Here is a 16271-nt window from a genome sequence, read left to right on the forward strand (position 1 = left end):
AGATTCTTAATAATGGCAACCGAAATTAAAGCACCGGTATTCCCAGAGTCAGTTGCTGACGGTACAGTTGCAACTTGGCACAAACAACCAGGTGAAGCAGTATCACGTGACGAAGTGATTTGTGATATTGAAACAGATAAAGTTGTTTTAGAAGTTGTAGCTCCTGCTGACGGTACGATTTCTGCAATTGTTAAAAACGAAGGCGATACAGTTTTATCGAACGAAGTGATTGCGACTTTTGAAGAAGGTGCTGCTTCTGGCGCTGCTCAAACTCAAGCTGTTCAATCAGAAGAGAAAGTAGAACAAGCTGCTGCGCAAACTCAAGCGGGTGCTGCTCCTGTTGTTGAACGTGCTCAACCTGTTGCTGATCAAGCTCCTGCAGTGCGTAAAGCATTGACTGAGTCTGGCATTGCTGCTGCTGACGTTGCTGGCACTGGCCGTGGCGGTCGCATCACTAAAGAAGATGTTGCAAACCATCAAGCTAAACCAGCTGCTCCTGCTGCTGCGCCATTAAGCGTTGCTGTTGGTGAACGTATCGAAAAACGTGTTCCTATGACTCGTCTTCGTAAGCGTGTTGCTGAACGTCTACTTGCTGCAACTCAAGAAACTGCAATGTTGACTACGTTCAACGAAGTAAACATGAAACCAATCATGGAAATGCGTGCGCAATACAAAGATGCTTTTGAAAAGCGTCATGGTGCACGTCTTGGCTTCATGTCATTCTTCGTTAAAGCAGCAACTGAAGCACTTAAACGCTACCCAGCTGTAAACGCTTCAATTGATGGCAATGACATCGTTTACCACGGTTTCTACGACATCGGTGTTGCTGTATCAAGCGACCGTGGTCTAGTAGTTCCAGTTCTTCGTGATACTGACCGCATGAACTATGCTGAAGTTGAAAATGGTATCCGTGCATACGCTGGTAAAGCGCGTGATGGTAAATTGGGTATCGAAGATATGACTGGCGGTACATTCACTATTACTAATGGTGGTACTTTCGGTTCTTTGCTTTCTACACCTATCTTAAATACGCCACAAACTGCGATTTTGGGTATGCATAAAATCCAAGAACGTCCTATGGCTGTAAATGGTCAAGTTGAAATCTTGCCAATGATGTACTTAGCGCTTTCTTATGACCACCGTCTAATCGATGGTAAAGAAGCAGTAGGCTTCCTTGTAACAATCAAAGAATTGTTAGAAGAACCAGCTAAGCTAATCCTTGATCTTTAATACTTCAGAATAATGCAATGGGCTTAGAGCGATCCTCTTAAGCCCATTTTTGGAGATACACATGTCTCAATTTGATTTAGTTGTTATTGGTGGCGGTCCTGGTGGTTATGAAGCTGCTATCCGCGCTGCTCAATTAGGCTTTAAAGTAGCTTGTATTGAAAAACGTATTCATAAAGGTAAACCATCTTTAGGTGGTACTTGCTTAAACGTGGGTTGTATCCCATCTAAAGCATTACTTGATTCATCTCACCGTTATGAAGATACCGTTCATCACTTAGATGACCACGGTATTACAACAGGTGAAGTGAAATTTGATCTTGCAAAATTGCTTGATCGTAAAGACAAAATTGTTAACCAGTTAACAATGGGTATCGATGGCCTACTTAAAGGCAACGGTATCGAATGGTTAAAAGGTACAGGTAAATTACTTGCAGGTAAGAAAGTTGAGTTTGTATCTCACGAAGGTGAAACTCAAATTTTAGAACCTAAATATGTAATCCTTGCATCGGGTTCTGTGCCAGTAAATATTCCAGTTGCTCCTGTAGATCAAGACATTATTGTTGACTCTACTGGCGCGCTTGAGTTCCCAGAAGTGCCTAAACGTCTTGGCGTAATTGGCGCGGGTGTCATTGGTCTAGAGCTTGGTTCTGTTTGGCGTCGTCTAGGTGCTGAAGTTGTTGTATTTGAAGCAATGGACGCATTCTTACCAATGGCTGATAAAGCTTTGGCAAAAGACTACCAAAAAGTATTGACTAAACAAGGTCTTGATATCCGTGTTGGCGCTAAAGTTGCTGGTACAGAAGTGAATGGCCGTGAAGTTACGGTTAAGTACACGCAAGGTGGCGAAGACAAAACTCAAACTTTCGATAAGTTGATCGTTTGTGTTGGCCGTAAAGCATATGCAGAAGGTTTATTGGCTGAAGATTCAGGCATTAAACTTACTGAACGCGGTCTAGTTGAAGTAAACGATTGGTGTGCAACTTCGGTTGAAGGCGTATACGCAATTGGTGACTTGGTACGTGGTCCAATGCTTGCACATAAAGCAATGGAAGAAGGCGTAATGGCTGTTGAACGTATGCACGGTCACGCAGCTCAAGTGAACTACGACACAATCATCTCTGTCATCTACACACACCCAGAAGCGGCGTGGGTTGGTTTAACAGAAGAGCAAGCGAAAGAAAAAGGCCATGAAGTGAAGACTGGTCAATTTGGCTTTGCTGCGAATGGTCGTGCAATGGCTGCTGGTGAAAACGCAGGCTTTGTTAAGTTTGTTGCTGATGCGAAAACAGATCGTCTACTTGGTATGCACGTGATTGGACCTGCAGCGTCTGATATCGTACACCAAGGCATGATCGCGCTTGAGTTTGTGTCTTCAGTTGAAGATCTTCAGTTAATGACTTTCGGTCACCCGACATTCTCTGAAGTGGTTCATGAAGCTGCGCTTGCAGTCGATGGACGTGCGATTCACGCGATTCAGCGTAAACGTAAATAAGATGTAAAAAGAGCGGCTTAGGCCGCTCTTTTTTGTTTCAGATGGTTGTTTTAATTTGAATAATCATCTAAAAATAAAGATAAGAAATATTTTAAGATTTAAAAAGGTTAAAGCTGCTTTGACGGATGTCTGGGCTTTAATGGGTCATAACAAAGCGAAAAAAGAGTAAAAGGTTGTTCAATGAATCTACACGAATATCAAGCTAAAGCGTTATTAAAAAAATATGGTATGCCAGTTCAAGAAGGCGTATTTGTAACTACCGCAGAAGAAGCAGTCAAAGCTTTTGAGCAACTGGGTGGTAAGTTTGCGGTACTCAAAGCCCAAGTACATGCAGGTGGTCGTGGTAAAGCAGGCGGCGTTAAAGTGGTAAAATCTGCACAAGAAGCCACTGATTATGTGAACCAAATGGTCGGCTCACGCTTAGTCACTTATCAAACAGATGCATTAGGTCAACCCGTCAGCGGTATTTTGGTATCTGAAGATGTTTATCCAGTAGAGCGTGAATTGTACCTAGGTGCTGTAGTTGACCGTTCTAGCCGTCGTGTGACCTTTATGGCATCGACTGAAGGTGGGGTTGAAATTGAGAAAGTTGCAGAAGAAACCCCTGAAAAAATTATTAAAGTTGAAGTAGATCCTCTAGTTGGATTGTTACCATTTCAAGCACGTGAAGTGGCGTTTGCTTTAAACCTAAAAGATGGTCAAGTGAATCAATTTGTCAAAATCATGTCTGCGGCTTATCAAGCATTCATTGAAAATGATTTTGCTTTATTTGAAATTAACCCGTTATCCGTACGTGAAAATGGCGAGATTTTATGTGTGGATGCAAAAATTGGTATCGACTCAAATGCTTTATATCGCTTACCAGAAATCGCAGCACTACGCGATAAAACGCAAGAAAATGAGCGTGAGCTGAAAGCATCAGAATTTGATCTGAACTATGTTGCCTTAGAAGGCAATATTGGCTGTATGGTGAATGGTGCTGGTCTAGCGATGGCAACCATGGACATCATCAAGCTATATGGTGGTCAACCTGCAAACTTCCTAGATGTAGGCGGTGGCGCGACCAAAGAACGCGTAATTGAAGCCTTTAAAATCATTTTGGCGGATAGTTCTGTGCAGGGTGTATTAATTAATATTTTTGGCGGAATTGTACGTTGTGACATGATTGCTGAAGCAATTATTGCAGCGGTTCAAGAAGTAAATGTGACTGTACCTGTGGTTGTTCGTCTAGAAGGGAACAATGCAGAGTTGGGTGCAAAATTACTTGATGAATCAGGTTTGAAATTGATTTCTGCAAATGGCTTGGCTGATGCTGCAGAAAAAATTGTTGCTGCGGTAAAAGGCTAAGGGAGTAGAGATCATGAGCGTATTAGTTAATAAAGACACCAAAGTATTGGTGCAAGGTTTTACCGGTAAAAACGGCACATTCCATTCTGAACAGTCAATTGCTTACGGCACAAAAGTGGTCGGTGGGGTGACTCCGGGTAAAGGCGGCACACAACATTTGAATCTGCCCGTATTTAATACCATGAAAGAAGCAGTGCGTGAAACGGGTGCAACGGCAACCTCGATTTATGTACCTGCACCATTTGTCCTAGATTCAATTATTGAATCGATTGATTCAGGTGTTGAGCTGATTGTGGTGATCACTGAAGGTGTGCCGACACTCGATATGCTAAAAGCTAAACGTTACCTAGAAACCTATGGCAATAACGCACGCTTAATTGGGCCAAACTGTCCAGGGATTATTACCCCAGGTGAATGTAAGATCGGTATTATGCCGGGGCATATTCATCAGCCAGGTAAAATCGGCATTATCTCGCGTTCAGGGACATTAACCTATGAAGCTGTAGCGCAAACTACGAAGTTGGGTCTAGGTCAGTCGACTTGTATCGGTATTGGGGGAGATCCAATTCCGGGCATGAACCAAATTGATTGCTTAAAGCTGTTCCAAGATGACCCTCAAACTGAAGCGATCATCATGATTGGTGAGATTGGTGGTACAGCAGAAGAAGAAGCGGCTGAATATATCCAGTCGAATGTTACAAAGCCTGTTGTTGGTTATATCGCGGGTGTAACTGCACCTAAAGGTAAACGTATGGGGCATGCAGGGGCAATCATTTCGGGCGGTAAAGGCACAGCTGAAGAGAAATTCGCTGCCTTTGAAAAAGCGGGTATGGCTTATACCCGTAGTCCTGCTGAATTAGGTTCGACCATGTACGAAGTGCTGAAAGGCAAAGGTTTGGTTTAATCGCCATACTTAAACATCAAAAGAGAATCTTCGGATTCTCTTTTTTTTTACGCAAAAAAAAGCGTATTTCAGCCGCTATGCAAAAGCCATAAGGGCATGGCTATGTGTTCTGCTTTGGGGTGCAGTGACGCTGCATAAACGGATGGAATATTGGTTGTTCAATAACTATGAAATGTAAAGAACACATAATAATCCGAATATGTGATGATTGCGGGGATGGTCATAGGTTTATGATTTTTAAAAATAATTTCGTATAGCGTGCAGTATATTGATTTTAGGGAAAATAACTAATTTAATTGAGATTTTTAATGGATCTTTATCATCAAAGAGCTTTTTTACTTGGATGAAGCCTAATATTTTCAATAGAAATTATTTTATTTGTAATTTTCTCAAGCCTTATACAAAGGATGGTAGATCAGGAATATGAGAAGGGGGAGCTTTAAAATTGGTGAAATTTGCTATCTCAGTGATGAAATTTTTTTAAGAAAATCTACATGAGCATATACATCTATAGTCAGCTATTATTTTTTAGTTGATGGTTTGAAGTGCAAAAACCTTGTTAGGCCCTATTTTCAATTTAATAAGCAATTTCCAAGTTTTATAAAAACAATAGATAGAACAAAATGTTATCGAGCTGAATATATAGAAGTAAATATCTTATTCTGTAAGATGAGAAGGATATATCAATTAATTGATTTTAAATATTTTGTTTCATAATTTTATGCTGTTTGCTCTATAGCTTCTAAATGAGTATTTTTATGAAATACGCCATTTGTTCATTGATTTAACATCAGGCTGTGATGCGAAATATAAATGTCAGAAACCATTAAAAGCGCTCTGATAAGACAGAAAATGTTGTTCATTTCTTTGGGAGATTGTATGCCCATAAGTACAAGTATCTAAGCCATAAAAAAAGCAGTGCGGACACTGCTTTTTTAATTCATTTAGAATGTGTTGCTCAAGCAATCACTTCTGAATAAAGAGATTTGATGGAGCCCTATCTCAATCAAAAACTTAGTTTTTGCTGGTTTTTAAGCTCTGAGTTAAACCGTTAATATCGCCACCTTGGATACCAAGCTCACTCATCAAGCTATCAATCAGTGGGGCCTGGCTGCGGTAGCGTAGGGCACTATTCACCACTTGGTCTGACAAGGCAACATTACCGCTACCTTCGTGGTGAGCATCACCTTGGCAAGAACCTGCATGACCACCATTTAGACCATTTACTTGCAAAATCTTAATGTCATCAATGTTTTCCATTGGTTTAACACTTTCGCGAATGATTTCAGGTAAGTATTTCAGCATCGCTAAACGAATTTGCATTTCAACCTGTTCAGATGACAATACGTTGTTTGCTTCGTTCACTGCACGTGTACCTTCAGCATCAACTTGGTATTGTTTTTCCATCGCTTGAGCCAAGAGAACTTTTGCGTCAGCTTCACCTTTTGCTTTTAAGCGAACTTTTTCAGCTTCGGCTTCAGCTGCAATACGGATAGCTTCTGCATCATCTGCAGCCGCTTGTTTACCCGCTTCAGCCGCGACAGTAATGGCAATCGCATCTTTCTCTGCTTTTTCTTTCGCAGAGACCAATTCAACAGCTTTTTGACGTTCAGCTTGTTGGATTTGACGAACGGTAATCACTTCTTCTTCGGCTTTTACCGCTTGAGCACGTGCTTGATCGGCATGTGCTTTAGCTTCAGATTCAGCACGAGATTTTTCAGCAATGGCAATGGCACGGTCTTGCTCAGCCAATTCAATGGTTTTCTTTTGTTCCACTTGGGCTTGCTGAATAATTTGTGACTTTTGAATATTTTGATTTTCAACGTCACGTGCAGCAGTAATACGCTTTAAGTCAACTTCACGTTCAGCAGCAATACGCGCTTCTTCGGCTTCACGTTTTTTAGCAGCTTCTTGTGATGCAATTTCTGCAAGCTGTTCTGCACGACGGATTGAAATTTCACGTTCTTGTTGCAGTTTTGCATATTCTTCTTCACGCAAAATTTGTAGACGTGCTTGTTCTGCTTCTAAGTTCTTGGTCTTAATTGCAAGATCTGCATCTTGTTCAATCGCATTACGTTTACGACGACGGTCTTCAATGGTTTCTGTCAGTTTAGTTAAACCTTCAGCATCGAACGCATTTTGTGGGTTAAAGTATTTAAAGCCTGTTTGGTCTAAGCCAGTTAATGAAACAGTTTCAAGTTCCAAACCGTTTTTATGTAAATCTTCAGACACCACTTGCTGAACTTTTTGTACGAAGTCGACGCGTTTTTCATGCAACTCTTCCATCGCCATTTCTGCGGCAACTGCACGTAATGAGTCAACAAATTTGCCTTCAACCAAATTCTTTAACTCATTTGGCGACATGGTCTTTTGACCTAACGTTTGTGCTGCGGTAGCAATCGAATCTGCGGTTGGTTTCACACGGACATAGAACTCCGCCATCACATCGACACGCATACGGTCACGTGTAATCAGCGCTTGGTCATCTGCACGGCGTACTTCAAGACGTAGGGTGTTCATATTGACTGGAATAATTTCATGCAGCACAGGAAGCACAATAGCACCGCCACCTAAAATCACTTTTTCACCGCCGAAGCCTGTACGCACAAATGAAATTTCTTTACTTGAGCGACGATAAAGTCGAGCAATAATAAAACCAATAAAAATAAGTGCGGCAAAAATTATCCCGACTGAAACAAGGATACCGCTTGGAATAATGTCTAACATGGACGTTTATCTCTTTTGTTGTAGTTCAAGTTAACCCTCTAAAGTGCTAACAAGTTTGGTTTAAAAATCAGTATTTTGTTGACTCATCATGACTTCGAGATTTACAGAAGGAATGATGCGTTAAATGTATTTATATGGTGTTAGAAGAACTGATCGAGCATCAATTCATTCAAAATTTAGAGCATGGTGGCTTGAAAGCCTACATTTGTTTTTTGGGTTAAAACCACTGATTGACCTTGGCTGAAAATTTCATCTTGTTCAGGTTCAACCAAAATATAATGGGTCAATCCGTGTTGATCTTTGACTTTGGCTTGAGCAGGAGACTGGGGTCGTGCATCACCCAAAATGATCGTGGCCGTTCTACCGATCAATTCATCACTATAAATGGCAGTGGTTTCATCTTGGGGTAAAATACGGGCAATGAGCATTGCGCTAAAACGTACGAAGGGCATGCACAGAAAAATACAGGCTGGTGCAATAATCCATGCACTGAACATCATACTGGTCATTTGGTTAACGATGGCTTGAATAGCAAAGCCCAATAAACTATAGACACATAAGAAAATGATGAGCCATACAAACAGTGGAATACGACCCAAATACAACCAATCGAGCACACGTGTCACGATACCTGCATCGGCATCTACACCTAGCTCTGCATTATGACCAACATCCTCAGGTAGGAATTGATCTAAGAAGCCTTGAGAACCACCCCCTAAAATTGTTAACACAATCTCAAAAAGTCCAAACAAGAACATTAAGCAGAGACTGATGCTAAACACGATATTAGACGGGTGAGTAAACAATTCCCACATTATATTTATCTCTATATTTATGCTTATAAAAAATCAAAAAAAATAATTCTGGCCGAATTTTTTTCAGTAAATAAAATAACATTATCTGTCGAAATTGTGTAAAAAAATTACAGATCAGATTAACAAAAAGTCGGCTTTTATGTGAGCTATTACTAAGTTTTTCTTTAAAAATAGTTGATCAATTAAGTCAGGATTATCTAAATCTAAAGTTAATAGTATTTCTGCTTTACCCATTTAAGATTTAAGTCATTGTGATCAATCAAATTTTCAGTCTAATTGCAGATATATAAGTGGTCGTGCTCAAGGGAGAGAAATGGCCTGTTAAACGGCACAGAAAACAATGTTAGGAAATGTAAATTTATAAGCGTCACAGCAGTGCTGAGGGCTTTGCCGTGACTTTCGATGTCATATGGAGATTTGAACTGGCGTTCAATAGAGCGCTTTTTAGGTGGCTTTAACCGTTTTTATAACAATGAAGTTTGAATGCGTACTTTCATATCTAAAGCCGCTTGAACAATAAAGGTTTTCATCCACTTCACTTGTTCGCCCATCGGATTGGTTTTAATCGCAGTGTCTAAAAAGCCCATGCTTTCAAGTTGAAACAATTGCTTTTCGATCTCTTCTTCTAACTGGGTGCTATTGGCTGCGAGCGGGAAATGGATTAAGTGAAATGCTTTGGGAAAATTATAAAAAGCATAGAGCAGATTAAATGCGCGTTGATCGGCCTTTAAATTGCCAGCGCCAATTTCGTAGCCGCGATCTTGGTTGCTGTGAGTCACCCCAATCAAAAATTCGAGTTTATTGTCCAAAAGTCGTAGGCCGAACTGAAGGCCAATTTGGTCTGCACTCAGCTCATGTTGGATAAAGTTATTCAGCGGGCTGCCGTCATCATTTAAGGCTTCTTGGAGCACGAGGATGTGTGAAGAATGCTGATAAATATAGCCAGCAAGACCTGCGGCTTCAATCAGCGACTTTAAGGTTTCAAGCGTATAGTGACTATATGGCATATCAATAACTATTGGAGAGCGATATAGCTACTTTAGGTAGTTTGAGCGAGTTTGAATACCGATTGTTTAGAGGATTTAGCGATTAGTTAATTGATAAAAAATTGCGTAAAATTACGGATCTCGGACTAGAATAATAATGAAATTGATAAGTCTATTGTATTAAATTAATTAAAATTGATAAGCAGTATCAGACAATTTGTATATGACGAATAAGAATATCAATATCACAAAACAAGCAATCGTTATGAAAGCTTAATCACTATAATGTATATATATCTTTAAAGTGTAATAAGTACACATATTCTAAGCTGGTGTTGTCCATGTCATTAAATGAGGAAAGACTTACTCATCTTAAACAGCTTGAAGCTGAGAGTATTCATATCATCCGTGAAGTTGCTGCTGAGTTCGAAAACCCAGTCATGCTGTATTCAATCGGTAAAGATTCAGCGGTCATGCTGCATCTTGCTTTAAAAGCATTCTATCCTGCCAAACTTCCATTCCCACTACTGCATGTAGACACGGGTTGGAAATTTAAAGACATGATTACTTTCCGTGACAACATGGCAAAAGAGCATGGCTTTGATTTAATCGTGCATCAAAACAAAGAAGGTAAAGACGCAGGCGTGAATCCGTTCGATTACGGTAGCTCAAAATATACTGACATTATGAAAACTCAAGGCTTAAAACAAGCACTTGATAAATATCAGTTTGATGCGGCTTTCGGTGGTGCGCGCCGTGACGAAGAGAAATCTCGTGCTAAAGAGCGTGTTTACTCATTCCGTGATACCAAACACCGTTGGGACCCTAAAAACCAACGTCCTGAACTTTGGAATCTTTACAACGGTAAAGTAAACAAAGGCGAAAGTATTCGTGTGTTCCCATTGTCTAACTGGACTGAGTTGGATATTTGGCAATACATCTACCTTGAAAATATTAAATTGGTTCCTTTGTACTTGGCTGCTGAACGTCCAGTGGTTGAGCGTAACGGTACACTGATCATGGTTGATGATGAGCGTATGCGTTTGAACGAAGGTGAAGTGCCACAAATGAAATCGGTGCGTTTCCGTACCTTAGGTTGTTACCCACTTACAGGTGCGGTTGAATCAACTGCAACAACTTTACCGGAAATTATCCAAGAGATGCTTTTAGCCACAACATCTGAACGTCAAGGCCGTATGATCGACCATGACGAAGCAGGTTCGATGGAAAAGAAAAAGCAGGAAGGTTACTTCTAAGAATCTCATAATCTCCCTTGCGCAGCAGTGCTGCTCACCCTCTTTACTAAAGAGGGGGAACTCCCGAGAAAGAACGGAGAAGTCTCCCTTTCTTAAAGGGAGATTTAGAGGGATTAAAAAGATTCAGAAACCGATTTCAAAAGAATATGTGGAGCTTTGAGCAATGTCTCATCAATCAGATTTAATTAGCCAAGACATCTTGGCGTATTTAAAACAACACGAAAATAAAGACCTTCTACGTTTCCTGACTTGCGGTAACGTAGATGACGGTAAATCGACTTTAATCGGCCGTTTGCTTTACGATTCAAAATTGATTTATGAAGATCAATTACAAGCTGTGACTCGTGACTCTAAAAAAGTGGGTACTACGGGTGATGCGCCTGACTTGGCTTTACTTGTCGATGGTCTACAAGCGGAACGTGAACAAGGTATTACCATTGACGTGGCTTACCGTTATTTCTCTACTGAAAAACGTAAGTTCATCATTGCTGACACCCCGGGGCATGAGCAGTACACACGTAACATGGCAACGGGGGCGTCTACTGCGGATTTAGCGATCATCTTGATTGATGCGCGTTATGGCGTACAAACTCAAACGCGTCGTCACTCATTTATTGCGAGTCTTTTGGGTATTCGTAATATTGTGGTTGCAGTGAACAAAATGGACTTGGTTGAATTCTCTGAAGCACGCTTCAATGAGATTCAAGCTGAGTACAACGAGTTCGTAAACCAATTGGGCGATCGTAAACCTGCGAATATTATCTTCACGCCAATTTCTGCGTTGAATGGTGATAACGTTGTAAACAAATCGCCAAATACGCCGTGGTACCAAGGTCAGACTCTAATGGAGACTTTGGAAACTGTTGAAATTTCGCATGATACGAGCAAGCACGAATTCCGTTTCCCAGTTCAATATGTCAACCGTCCGAACCTCGATTTCCGTGGCTTCTGCGGTACGATTGCACTTGGTGAAGTAAAAGTTGGCGATACCATTACTGCATTACCATCTGGTAAGTCGTCTACTGTTAAAGAAATTGTAACCTTTGACGGTAACTTAGACCATGCTGTTGCAGGTCAAGCGGTAACTTTAACACTGAATGATGAAATTGATATTTCACGTGGTAACGTGTTGGTAAAAGCGGGCGAACAGCCGTTAATTTCACGTTCTGCACGTGCCTCTGTGGTATGGATGACAGATGCGCCTTTAGTGGTTGGTAAGCTGTATAACGTGAAGTTTGGTACGCAAACTATTCCTGCCAAAGTAGCTAAAATTAACTACCGTACCAATGTAAACACATTGGAAAAAACGGAAGTTGAACAGCTTGAATTGAATGCGATTGCAGATGTAACGATTGAGTTTGATGCGCCAGTGGTATTTGACCGTTATAAAGACAGCCGTTACACAGGTTCATTTATATTTATTGACCGTTTAAGCAACGTGACTGTTGGGGCGGGTATGGTTGAGTCTGCAGTGGAATGGACTGCACACAACGAGCCTGTTACTGCTGAAGCGCGTGCTGCACGTTTAGGTCAAAAACCTGCTGCTGTAACTGTGACTGCTAAAGCCCTTGAAAATGCGCAAGCGATTGAAAGCTTATTGATTCAGCAAGGTGTGGTTGCAATTGCGAAAGCTGGTTTAACTGTGGAGCAAGTTGCACTAGTTCGTGAAACTGGTGTGGTTGTGATTACAGATACAGCTGAAGGTGCAGATGTGGCTTATGCCTTCGATGCTGTTGAAGAAGTTGCTGAGAAAATTGTTGAGTTAGTTCGTCTGTAATAGATTGAATTGATTTAAAAAAGACCCGCCGAAAGGCGGGTCTTTTTTATTGGTTATGTTGGTAAACATGCTGTGAGTATTGGCATTAATCCACTTTGCCATAATGCAGTACCTATGGTCACATGTGCGGAAACATTTGCCATAAAATTATTGTATTTATGATGAAAGGTAGGTTGATTATAGTTTAATTTGAGTTCATCAATTTGAGCTTGAAACTGTTTTTTATCGTCATCTGATACATTTTCAATTTTCGAAATAAAAGTTATAAGTTCATTAAAAATCTCAGGTGGTTGAGTATTTTGAGCTTGATTTACAATTTGTTGGTTATTCGAGCCAGTTTGAATTTGGTTCTGATTGCCTTGGATTGAAATATTAGGTGTATTCATTAATTTGATTGCCTCTATAGTTGTGATTTGCTTTGACAGTATTTGATAGGTAAAAGATTGTTTAAGAATTTCTAGTTGATCTAAAATTTCATCAATATATTCGTATATTTGTCTATAACGTGTATCCATGTAAGTTAATGACCATATGTTGATATTATGAGATTCACTATATTGTTTAACTTCATCTGCAATATTTTGCCAGCGTTGCCTGCTAATCAGTTCTTCAACTAACTTTTCAATTAAGATTTTAAGAGTTGGGTATATTTCTGTATTGTTTATATTGCCCACTTCAAATGCTAGTTCTTCAGATAATGCTTTACCATAACAGTAGGTGCGGTCTAATTTGTGCTGATGTTCATGATATGATCTGTTTAATTCATCAATAAATCTTTCTTCTACTTTACAGTGTAGAAAATCTTTACTTAAACGCAAAAATTTACTGCGATAATTCATTATTTCTTGTACTAAACAATTTACATTCAAATGTTCTGGAACAAGAGTAAAGTTTCTGTTTAATGTGAAATTTTCCATAAATCTATTTTTAATCAGTAGCCTATATTTAATTATATAGATTAAATTTATTTAAATTTGAAATTTTCAATAATTTAGTTAAGATATATCTTAATTAATCTTAAGGTGTATCTTTGCGATGTCAAATTCAGACCTTCTTGCTGTTAACGATAGTCCTGTCAAAACCCGAAAACGCCTGTTTGAAGCAGGGCACATGAAACTATTGGTGCTGCATCTTATCTCCCAAGCGCCTAAGTTTAGTTACGACATCATTAAAGATGTCGGCGCAATCGTTGGCGGCGGTTACAGCCCAAGTACAGGTACGATCTACCCAACGCTCAACTATTTAGAAGAACAGCAGTACATCCATGCAGAACTAAATGCGGAAGACCGTAAACAATACAGCGTTACGCAGTCAGGCTTAGCGCATCTGGATGCCGAAAAAGCCACAGTAGAGAAAATTCTGTGTCGTTTTGATACCCGTAAGCAGATTCATAACAACGAACAATACGTCGACATCAAACGTGCGATGGAAAACTTAAAAGCATCACTGCGCATCAAAATTCAGCACTGTGAACTAACACCTGAACAGGTCTATGCCATTGCAGAAAAAATCGATCAGGCGGCAGTCGAAATCAGCCGTATGGAGGTGACACTATGAAACAGCATCAATATGAAATCACGCTCAAACACATTGCTGATGCGCAGGGCAATCCTTCGACTTATACCGAAGCGTTGCAGTTTAATGCCTACAACCATGATGACATGTTTAAGGTGCTGGAGCATTTGACCAAAGCGCAGTTATTAGATGATGAAAAGACCAAAGCCTTTGCTGTGGGTCTGAAACTGTTTGGTGAAACCTTGTTGGAAAATAAAGACCATCCTTTATTTAAAGATTTCATGCCGCATTTCGGCCAATTTATGAAAACACTAAAACAAACCGTAAAAGCCCAGAACGCAGCCCAAGACGAATAATAGGTATTTACAGATGAATCAACTCCCAAAATTTCATCCCAAACACATGACTTGGCTGATGCCTCTAATTCTGTCCGGCATTATGAGCGGTTCAATTTCCTGCTTTAATATGCTGATGAATAAAGGCTTAGTTGAAGGCTTTCTTGGTATTTGGCTTCGCGCTTGGGGTATGTCATGGATGGTGGCGTTCCCGCTCATTTTGATCGTGTTGCCATTGGTGCGTAATACTTTAATGAAGTTTGTACGCCTGCCGAATGAGTCTGCATCCAAATAAAAGGTACATCCGTTTAGTCATGAGTTGAATGTGACTGCATAGCATCTTGAATGATGGCTGTTAATTCAGTCAGCGATTTAACTCCTGCAATACGTTGAATGACTTGCCCGCGATAAAATACTAAGGTTGAAGGTAGTCCATAAACGTTATAGCGCAAGGTTAGTATCGGTGAGGAATCAATATTTACCTTGCCAAATTTGAGCTGTGCATGCTGTGCGGACATTTGACTTGCGCACTGCTCAAATACAGGGAAGTTCTGCACACAGGGCGCGCACCAGTCTGCATAGAAACGAATCACGGCAAAACCATCGAACCATTCATAGTCGCTGGCGTTATCTTCGTTATATTCAACAACCTGAACCATGTGCTGCCTATTATTAATTTGCTAAATAGTCAGCCAATTATACATAAGTCCATTGTTATTCAATCTGTATGCTTTCTATGTTCAAATAGTACATAGATAGATGAATAGTCAATAATTGAAAAGGAAAAACAATGTCACAGCAAAGCATGCAGCAGGTCATTATTACTGAACCGGGCGGTGTCGATAAACTGGCGTATGAAAGCGTTGCCATCCCAGATGCGAAAGCGGATGAAGTGTTGGTTAAAGTGCATGCCTTTGGTATTAACCGTCCAGACATTTTACAGCGTCAAGGTTTATACCCAATGCCGAAAGGCGTAACGCCAGTACCAGGTTTAGAGGTTGCGGGTGAAGTGGTTGCTGTCGGTGCTGATGTCACTTTGTTTCAAGTGGGCGATAAAGTCTGCGGTCTGACCAATGGTGGCGGTTATGCGGAGTATTGCGTGGTGCCTGAAAGCCAAACCATTCGTATTCCTGAAGGTGTCAGCTTTACCCAAGCAGCAGCAATTCCTGAAACATTCTTTACCGTATGGGCGAATGTATTCCAAATGGGTAAAGCCAAAGCAGGTGAAACGGTGCTGATACATGGTGGAACCAGTGGTATTGGAACCACGGCAATCATGCTGTGTAATGCCTTAGGCATGAAAACCTTTGCAACAGTCGGTTCAGATGAAAAAGTGGCAGCGATCTCTGATATCACGCATGCGATTAACTACAAGACTCAAGACTTTGAGCAAGTGATTAATGAAGCGACCAATGAGCAAGGTGTAGATGTTATTTTAGATATCGTTGGCGCACCGTATTTGGCGCAGAACCTCAATCTATTACGTCGTGATGGTCGTTTGGTCTATATAGCCTTCTTAGGTGGTGCAAAAGCCAAAGAAGTAAAACTGGGTCAAATCATGATGAAGCGTTTGACCATTACAGGCTCAACCATGCGTGCGCGTAATACTGCAGAAAAAGCAGAGATTGCCAAAGGCATTCAGGAAAATGTTGTTCCGTTATGGTCTAAAGGTGAATGCCTGCCAATGATTTACAAAACATTTAAGTTTGACCAAATTCAAGAAGCACATGCAGCCATGGATACAGGCGAGCATGTGGGTAAGATTGTGGTTGAAGTGATCTAAAGGATTATTTTTAAAACGCGATGTATTTGCAGGGTGTTTTAAAATAATTAAAGAGGGCAATGTCCCTCTTTTTTATTGTATTCCTATCTGATTTGACGCAGTAA

The 16271-nt window shown here is 40.5% G+C and carries 15 protein-coding genes; 10 read left to right on the forward strand and 5 right to left on the reverse strand.

The window, feature by feature from the left end; all coding sequences use genetic code 11:
* The first annotated feature begins 12 nt into the window (after positions 1-12).
* The 4 genes from odhB to sucD all read left to right on the forward strand — a co-directional run bounded on the left by odhB (position 13) and on the right by sucD (position 4973).
* Positions 13-1230, forward strand: a complete 1218-nt coding sequence (gene odhB, locus FTU36_RS04270) for a 2-oxoglutarate dehydrogenase complex dihydrolipoyllysine-residue succinyltransferase (protein ID WP_078192990.1) — start codon at positions 13-15, stop codon at positions 1228-1230.
* Between the two features lie 61 nt (positions 1231-1291).
* Entirely contained in the window at positions 1292-2722 is a 1431-nt protein-coding gene (gene lpdA, locus FTU36_RS04275) for a dihydrolipoyl dehydrogenase (protein ID WP_078189903.1), read from the forward strand.
* A 180-nt stretch (positions 2723-2902) separates the two neighbouring features.
* Positions 2903-4069, forward strand: a complete 1167-nt coding sequence (sucC, locus tag FTU36_RS04280; RefSeq protein ID WP_078192988.1) for an ADP-forming succinate--CoA ligase subunit beta — start codon at positions 2903-2905, stop codon at positions 4067-4069.
* A 13-nt stretch (positions 4070-4082) separates the two neighbouring features.
* Positions 4083-4973: a succinate--CoA ligase subunit alpha gene (sucD, locus tag FTU36_RS04285; RefSeq protein ID WP_168379215.1), complete on the forward strand. Its 891-nt coding sequence runs from the start codon at positions 4083-4085 to the stop codon at positions 4971-4973.
* 1014 nt (positions 4974-5987) lie between these two features.
* Here the strand turns inward: sucD and FTU36_RS04290 are convergent.
* From FTU36_RS04290 to FTU36_RS04300, 3 genes are all read right to left on the reverse strand, one after another.
* Entirely contained in the window at positions 5988-7700 is a 1713-nt protein-coding gene (locus FTU36_RS04290) for a flotillin family protein (RefSeq protein WP_168379214.1), read from the reverse strand.
* A 176-nt stretch (positions 7701-7876) separates the two neighbouring features.
* Positions 7877-8515, reverse strand: a complete 639-nt coding sequence (locus FTU36_RS04295) for a YqiJ family protein (RefSeq protein ID WP_180007473.1) — start codon at positions 8513-8515, stop codon at positions 7877-7879.
* A gap of 464 nt (positions 8516-8979) precedes the next feature.
* On the reverse strand, positions 8980-9522 hold the full coding sequence (locus FTU36_RS04300) for a hypothetical protein (RefSeq protein WP_180049124.1): 543 nt from the start codon (positions 9520-9522) through the stop codon (positions 8980-8982).
* Positions 9523-9842: 320 nt separating this feature from the next.
* Between FTU36_RS04300 and cysD the strand changes: the two genes are divergently transcribed.
* Positions 9843-10757 carry a sulfate adenylyltransferase subunit CysD gene (gene cysD / locus FTU36_RS04305; RefSeq protein ID WP_078189893.1) on the forward strand — a complete coding sequence of 305 codons (915 nt, stop codon included), beginning with the start codon at positions 9843-9845 and terminating at the stop codon, positions 10755-10757.
* Between the two features lie 163 nt (positions 10758-10920).
* Positions 10921-12534, forward strand: a complete 1614-nt coding sequence (cysN, locus tag FTU36_RS04310) for a sulfate adenylyltransferase subunit CysN (protein WP_180116864.1) — start codon at positions 10921-10923, stop codon at positions 12532-12534.
* A gap of 53 nt (positions 12535-12587) precedes the next feature.
* Here the strand turns inward: cysN and FTU36_RS04315 are convergent, their stop codons facing one another.
* On the reverse strand, positions 12588-13451 hold the full coding sequence (locus FTU36_RS04315) for a hypothetical protein (protein WP_180116865.1): 864 nt from the start codon (positions 13449-13451) through the stop codon (positions 12588-12590).
* A gap of 118 nt (positions 13452-13569) precedes the next feature.
* On the opposite strand from FTU36_RS04315, the gene FTU36_RS04320 reads away from it, so the two are divergent.
* The 3 genes from FTU36_RS04320 to FTU36_RS04330 are packed head-to-tail and all read left to right on the forward strand — an operon-like array spanning position 13570 to position 14679.
* Complete coding sequence (locus tag FTU36_RS04320; protein ID WP_180116866.1) at positions 13570-14091, forward strand: PadR family transcriptional regulator; 522 nt, start codon at positions 13570-13572, stop codon at positions 14089-14091.
* Positions 14088-14405 (forward strand): DUF3861 domain-containing protein, encoded by a 318-nt coding sequence (locus FTU36_RS04325; protein WP_180011006.1) that lies wholly within the window; start codon positions 14088-14090, stop codon positions 14403-14405. The genes FTU36_RS04320 and FTU36_RS04325 overlap by 4 nt, the downstream gene beginning before the upstream one ends.
* A gap of 13 nt (positions 14406-14418) precedes the next feature.
* The gene (locus tag FTU36_RS04330; RefSeq protein ID WP_111885646.1) at positions 14419-14679 is read left to right on the forward strand and encodes a DUF2798 domain-containing protein; all 261 of its coding nucleotides are present in this window, start codon (positions 14419-14421) and stop codon (positions 14677-14679) included.
* Between the two features lie 13 nt (positions 14680-14692).
* On the opposite strand, the gene FTU36_RS04335 is transcribed toward FTU36_RS04330, so the two are convergent.
* The gene (locus FTU36_RS04335; RefSeq protein ID WP_180041690.1) at positions 14693-15043 is read right to left on the reverse strand and encodes a co-chaperone YbbN; all 351 of its coding nucleotides are present in this window, start codon (positions 15041-15043) and stop codon (positions 14693-14695) included.
* A 131-nt stretch (positions 15044-15174) separates the two neighbouring features.
* Between FTU36_RS04335 and FTU36_RS04340 the strand changes: the two genes are divergently transcribed.
* Positions 15175-16167 carry an NAD(P)H-quinone oxidoreductase gene (locus FTU36_RS04340; RefSeq protein WP_180116867.1) on the forward strand — a complete coding sequence of 331 codons (993 nt, stop codon included), beginning with the start codon at positions 15175-15177 and terminating at the stop codon, positions 16165-16167.
* Positions 16168-16271: the final 104 nt, after the last annotated feature.

Source organism: Acinetobacter sp. YH12096, assembly GCF_013419215.1.
Lineage (GTDB): Bacteria > Pseudomonadota > Gammaproteobacteria > Pseudomonadales > Moraxellaceae > Acinetobacter > Acinetobacter amyesii.

Coding starts and splice junctions, on each gene's coding strand:
- FTU36_RS04295 (WP_180007473.1), bottom strand. CDS start 8,515: ATGTGGGAATTGTTTACTCACCCGTCTAATATCGTGTTTAGCATCAGT.
- FTU36_RS04340 (WP_180116867.1), top strand. CDS start 15,175: ATGTCACAGCAAAGCATGCAGCAGGTCATTATTACTGAACCGGGCGGT.
- cysN (WP_180116864.1), top strand. CDS start 10,921: ATGTCTCATCAATCAGATTTAATTAGCCAAGACATCTTGGCGTATTTA.
- lpdA (WP_078189903.1), top strand. CDS start 1,292: ATGTCTCAATTTGATTTAGTTGTTATTGGTGGCGGTCCTGGTGGTTAT.
- sucC (WP_078192988.1), top strand. CDS start 2,903: ATGAATCTACACGAATATCAAGCTAAAGCGTTATTAAAAAAATATGGT.
- FTU36_RS04320 (WP_180116866.1), top strand. CDS start 13,570: ATGTCAAATTCAGACCTTCTTGCTGTTAACGATAGTCCTGTCAAAACC.
- FTU36_RS04330 (WP_111885646.1), top strand. CDS start 14,419: ATGAATCAACTCCCAAAATTTCATCCCAAACACATGACTTGGCTGATG.
- FTU36_RS04315 (WP_180116865.1), bottom strand. CDS start 13,451: ATGGAAAATTTCACATTAAACAGAAACTTTACTCTTGTTCCAGAACAT.
- cysD (WP_078189893.1), top strand. CDS start 9,843: ATGTCATTAAATGAGGAAAGACTTACTCATCTTAAACAGCTTGAAGCT.
- odhB (WP_078192990.1), top strand. CDS start 13: ATGGCAACCGAAATTAAAGCACCGGTATTCCCAGAGTCAGTTGCTGAC.
- FTU36_RS04300 (WP_180049124.1), bottom strand. CDS start 9,522: ATGCCATATAGTCACTATACGCTTGAAACCTTAAAGTCGCTGATTGAA.
- FTU36_RS04335 (WP_180041690.1), bottom strand. CDS start 15,043: ATGGTTCAGGTTGTTGAATATAACGAAGATAACGCCAGCGACTATGAA.
- FTU36_RS04325 (WP_180011006.1), top strand. CDS start 14,088: ATGAAACAGCATCAATATGAAATCACGCTCAAACACATTGCTGATGCG.
- sucD (WP_168379215.1), top strand. CDS start 4,083: ATGAGCGTATTAGTTAATAAAGACACCAAAGTATTGGTGCAAGGTTTT.
- FTU36_RS04290 (WP_168379214.1), bottom strand. CDS start 7,700: ATGTTAGACATTATTCCAAGCGGTATCCTTGTTTCAGTCGGGATAATT.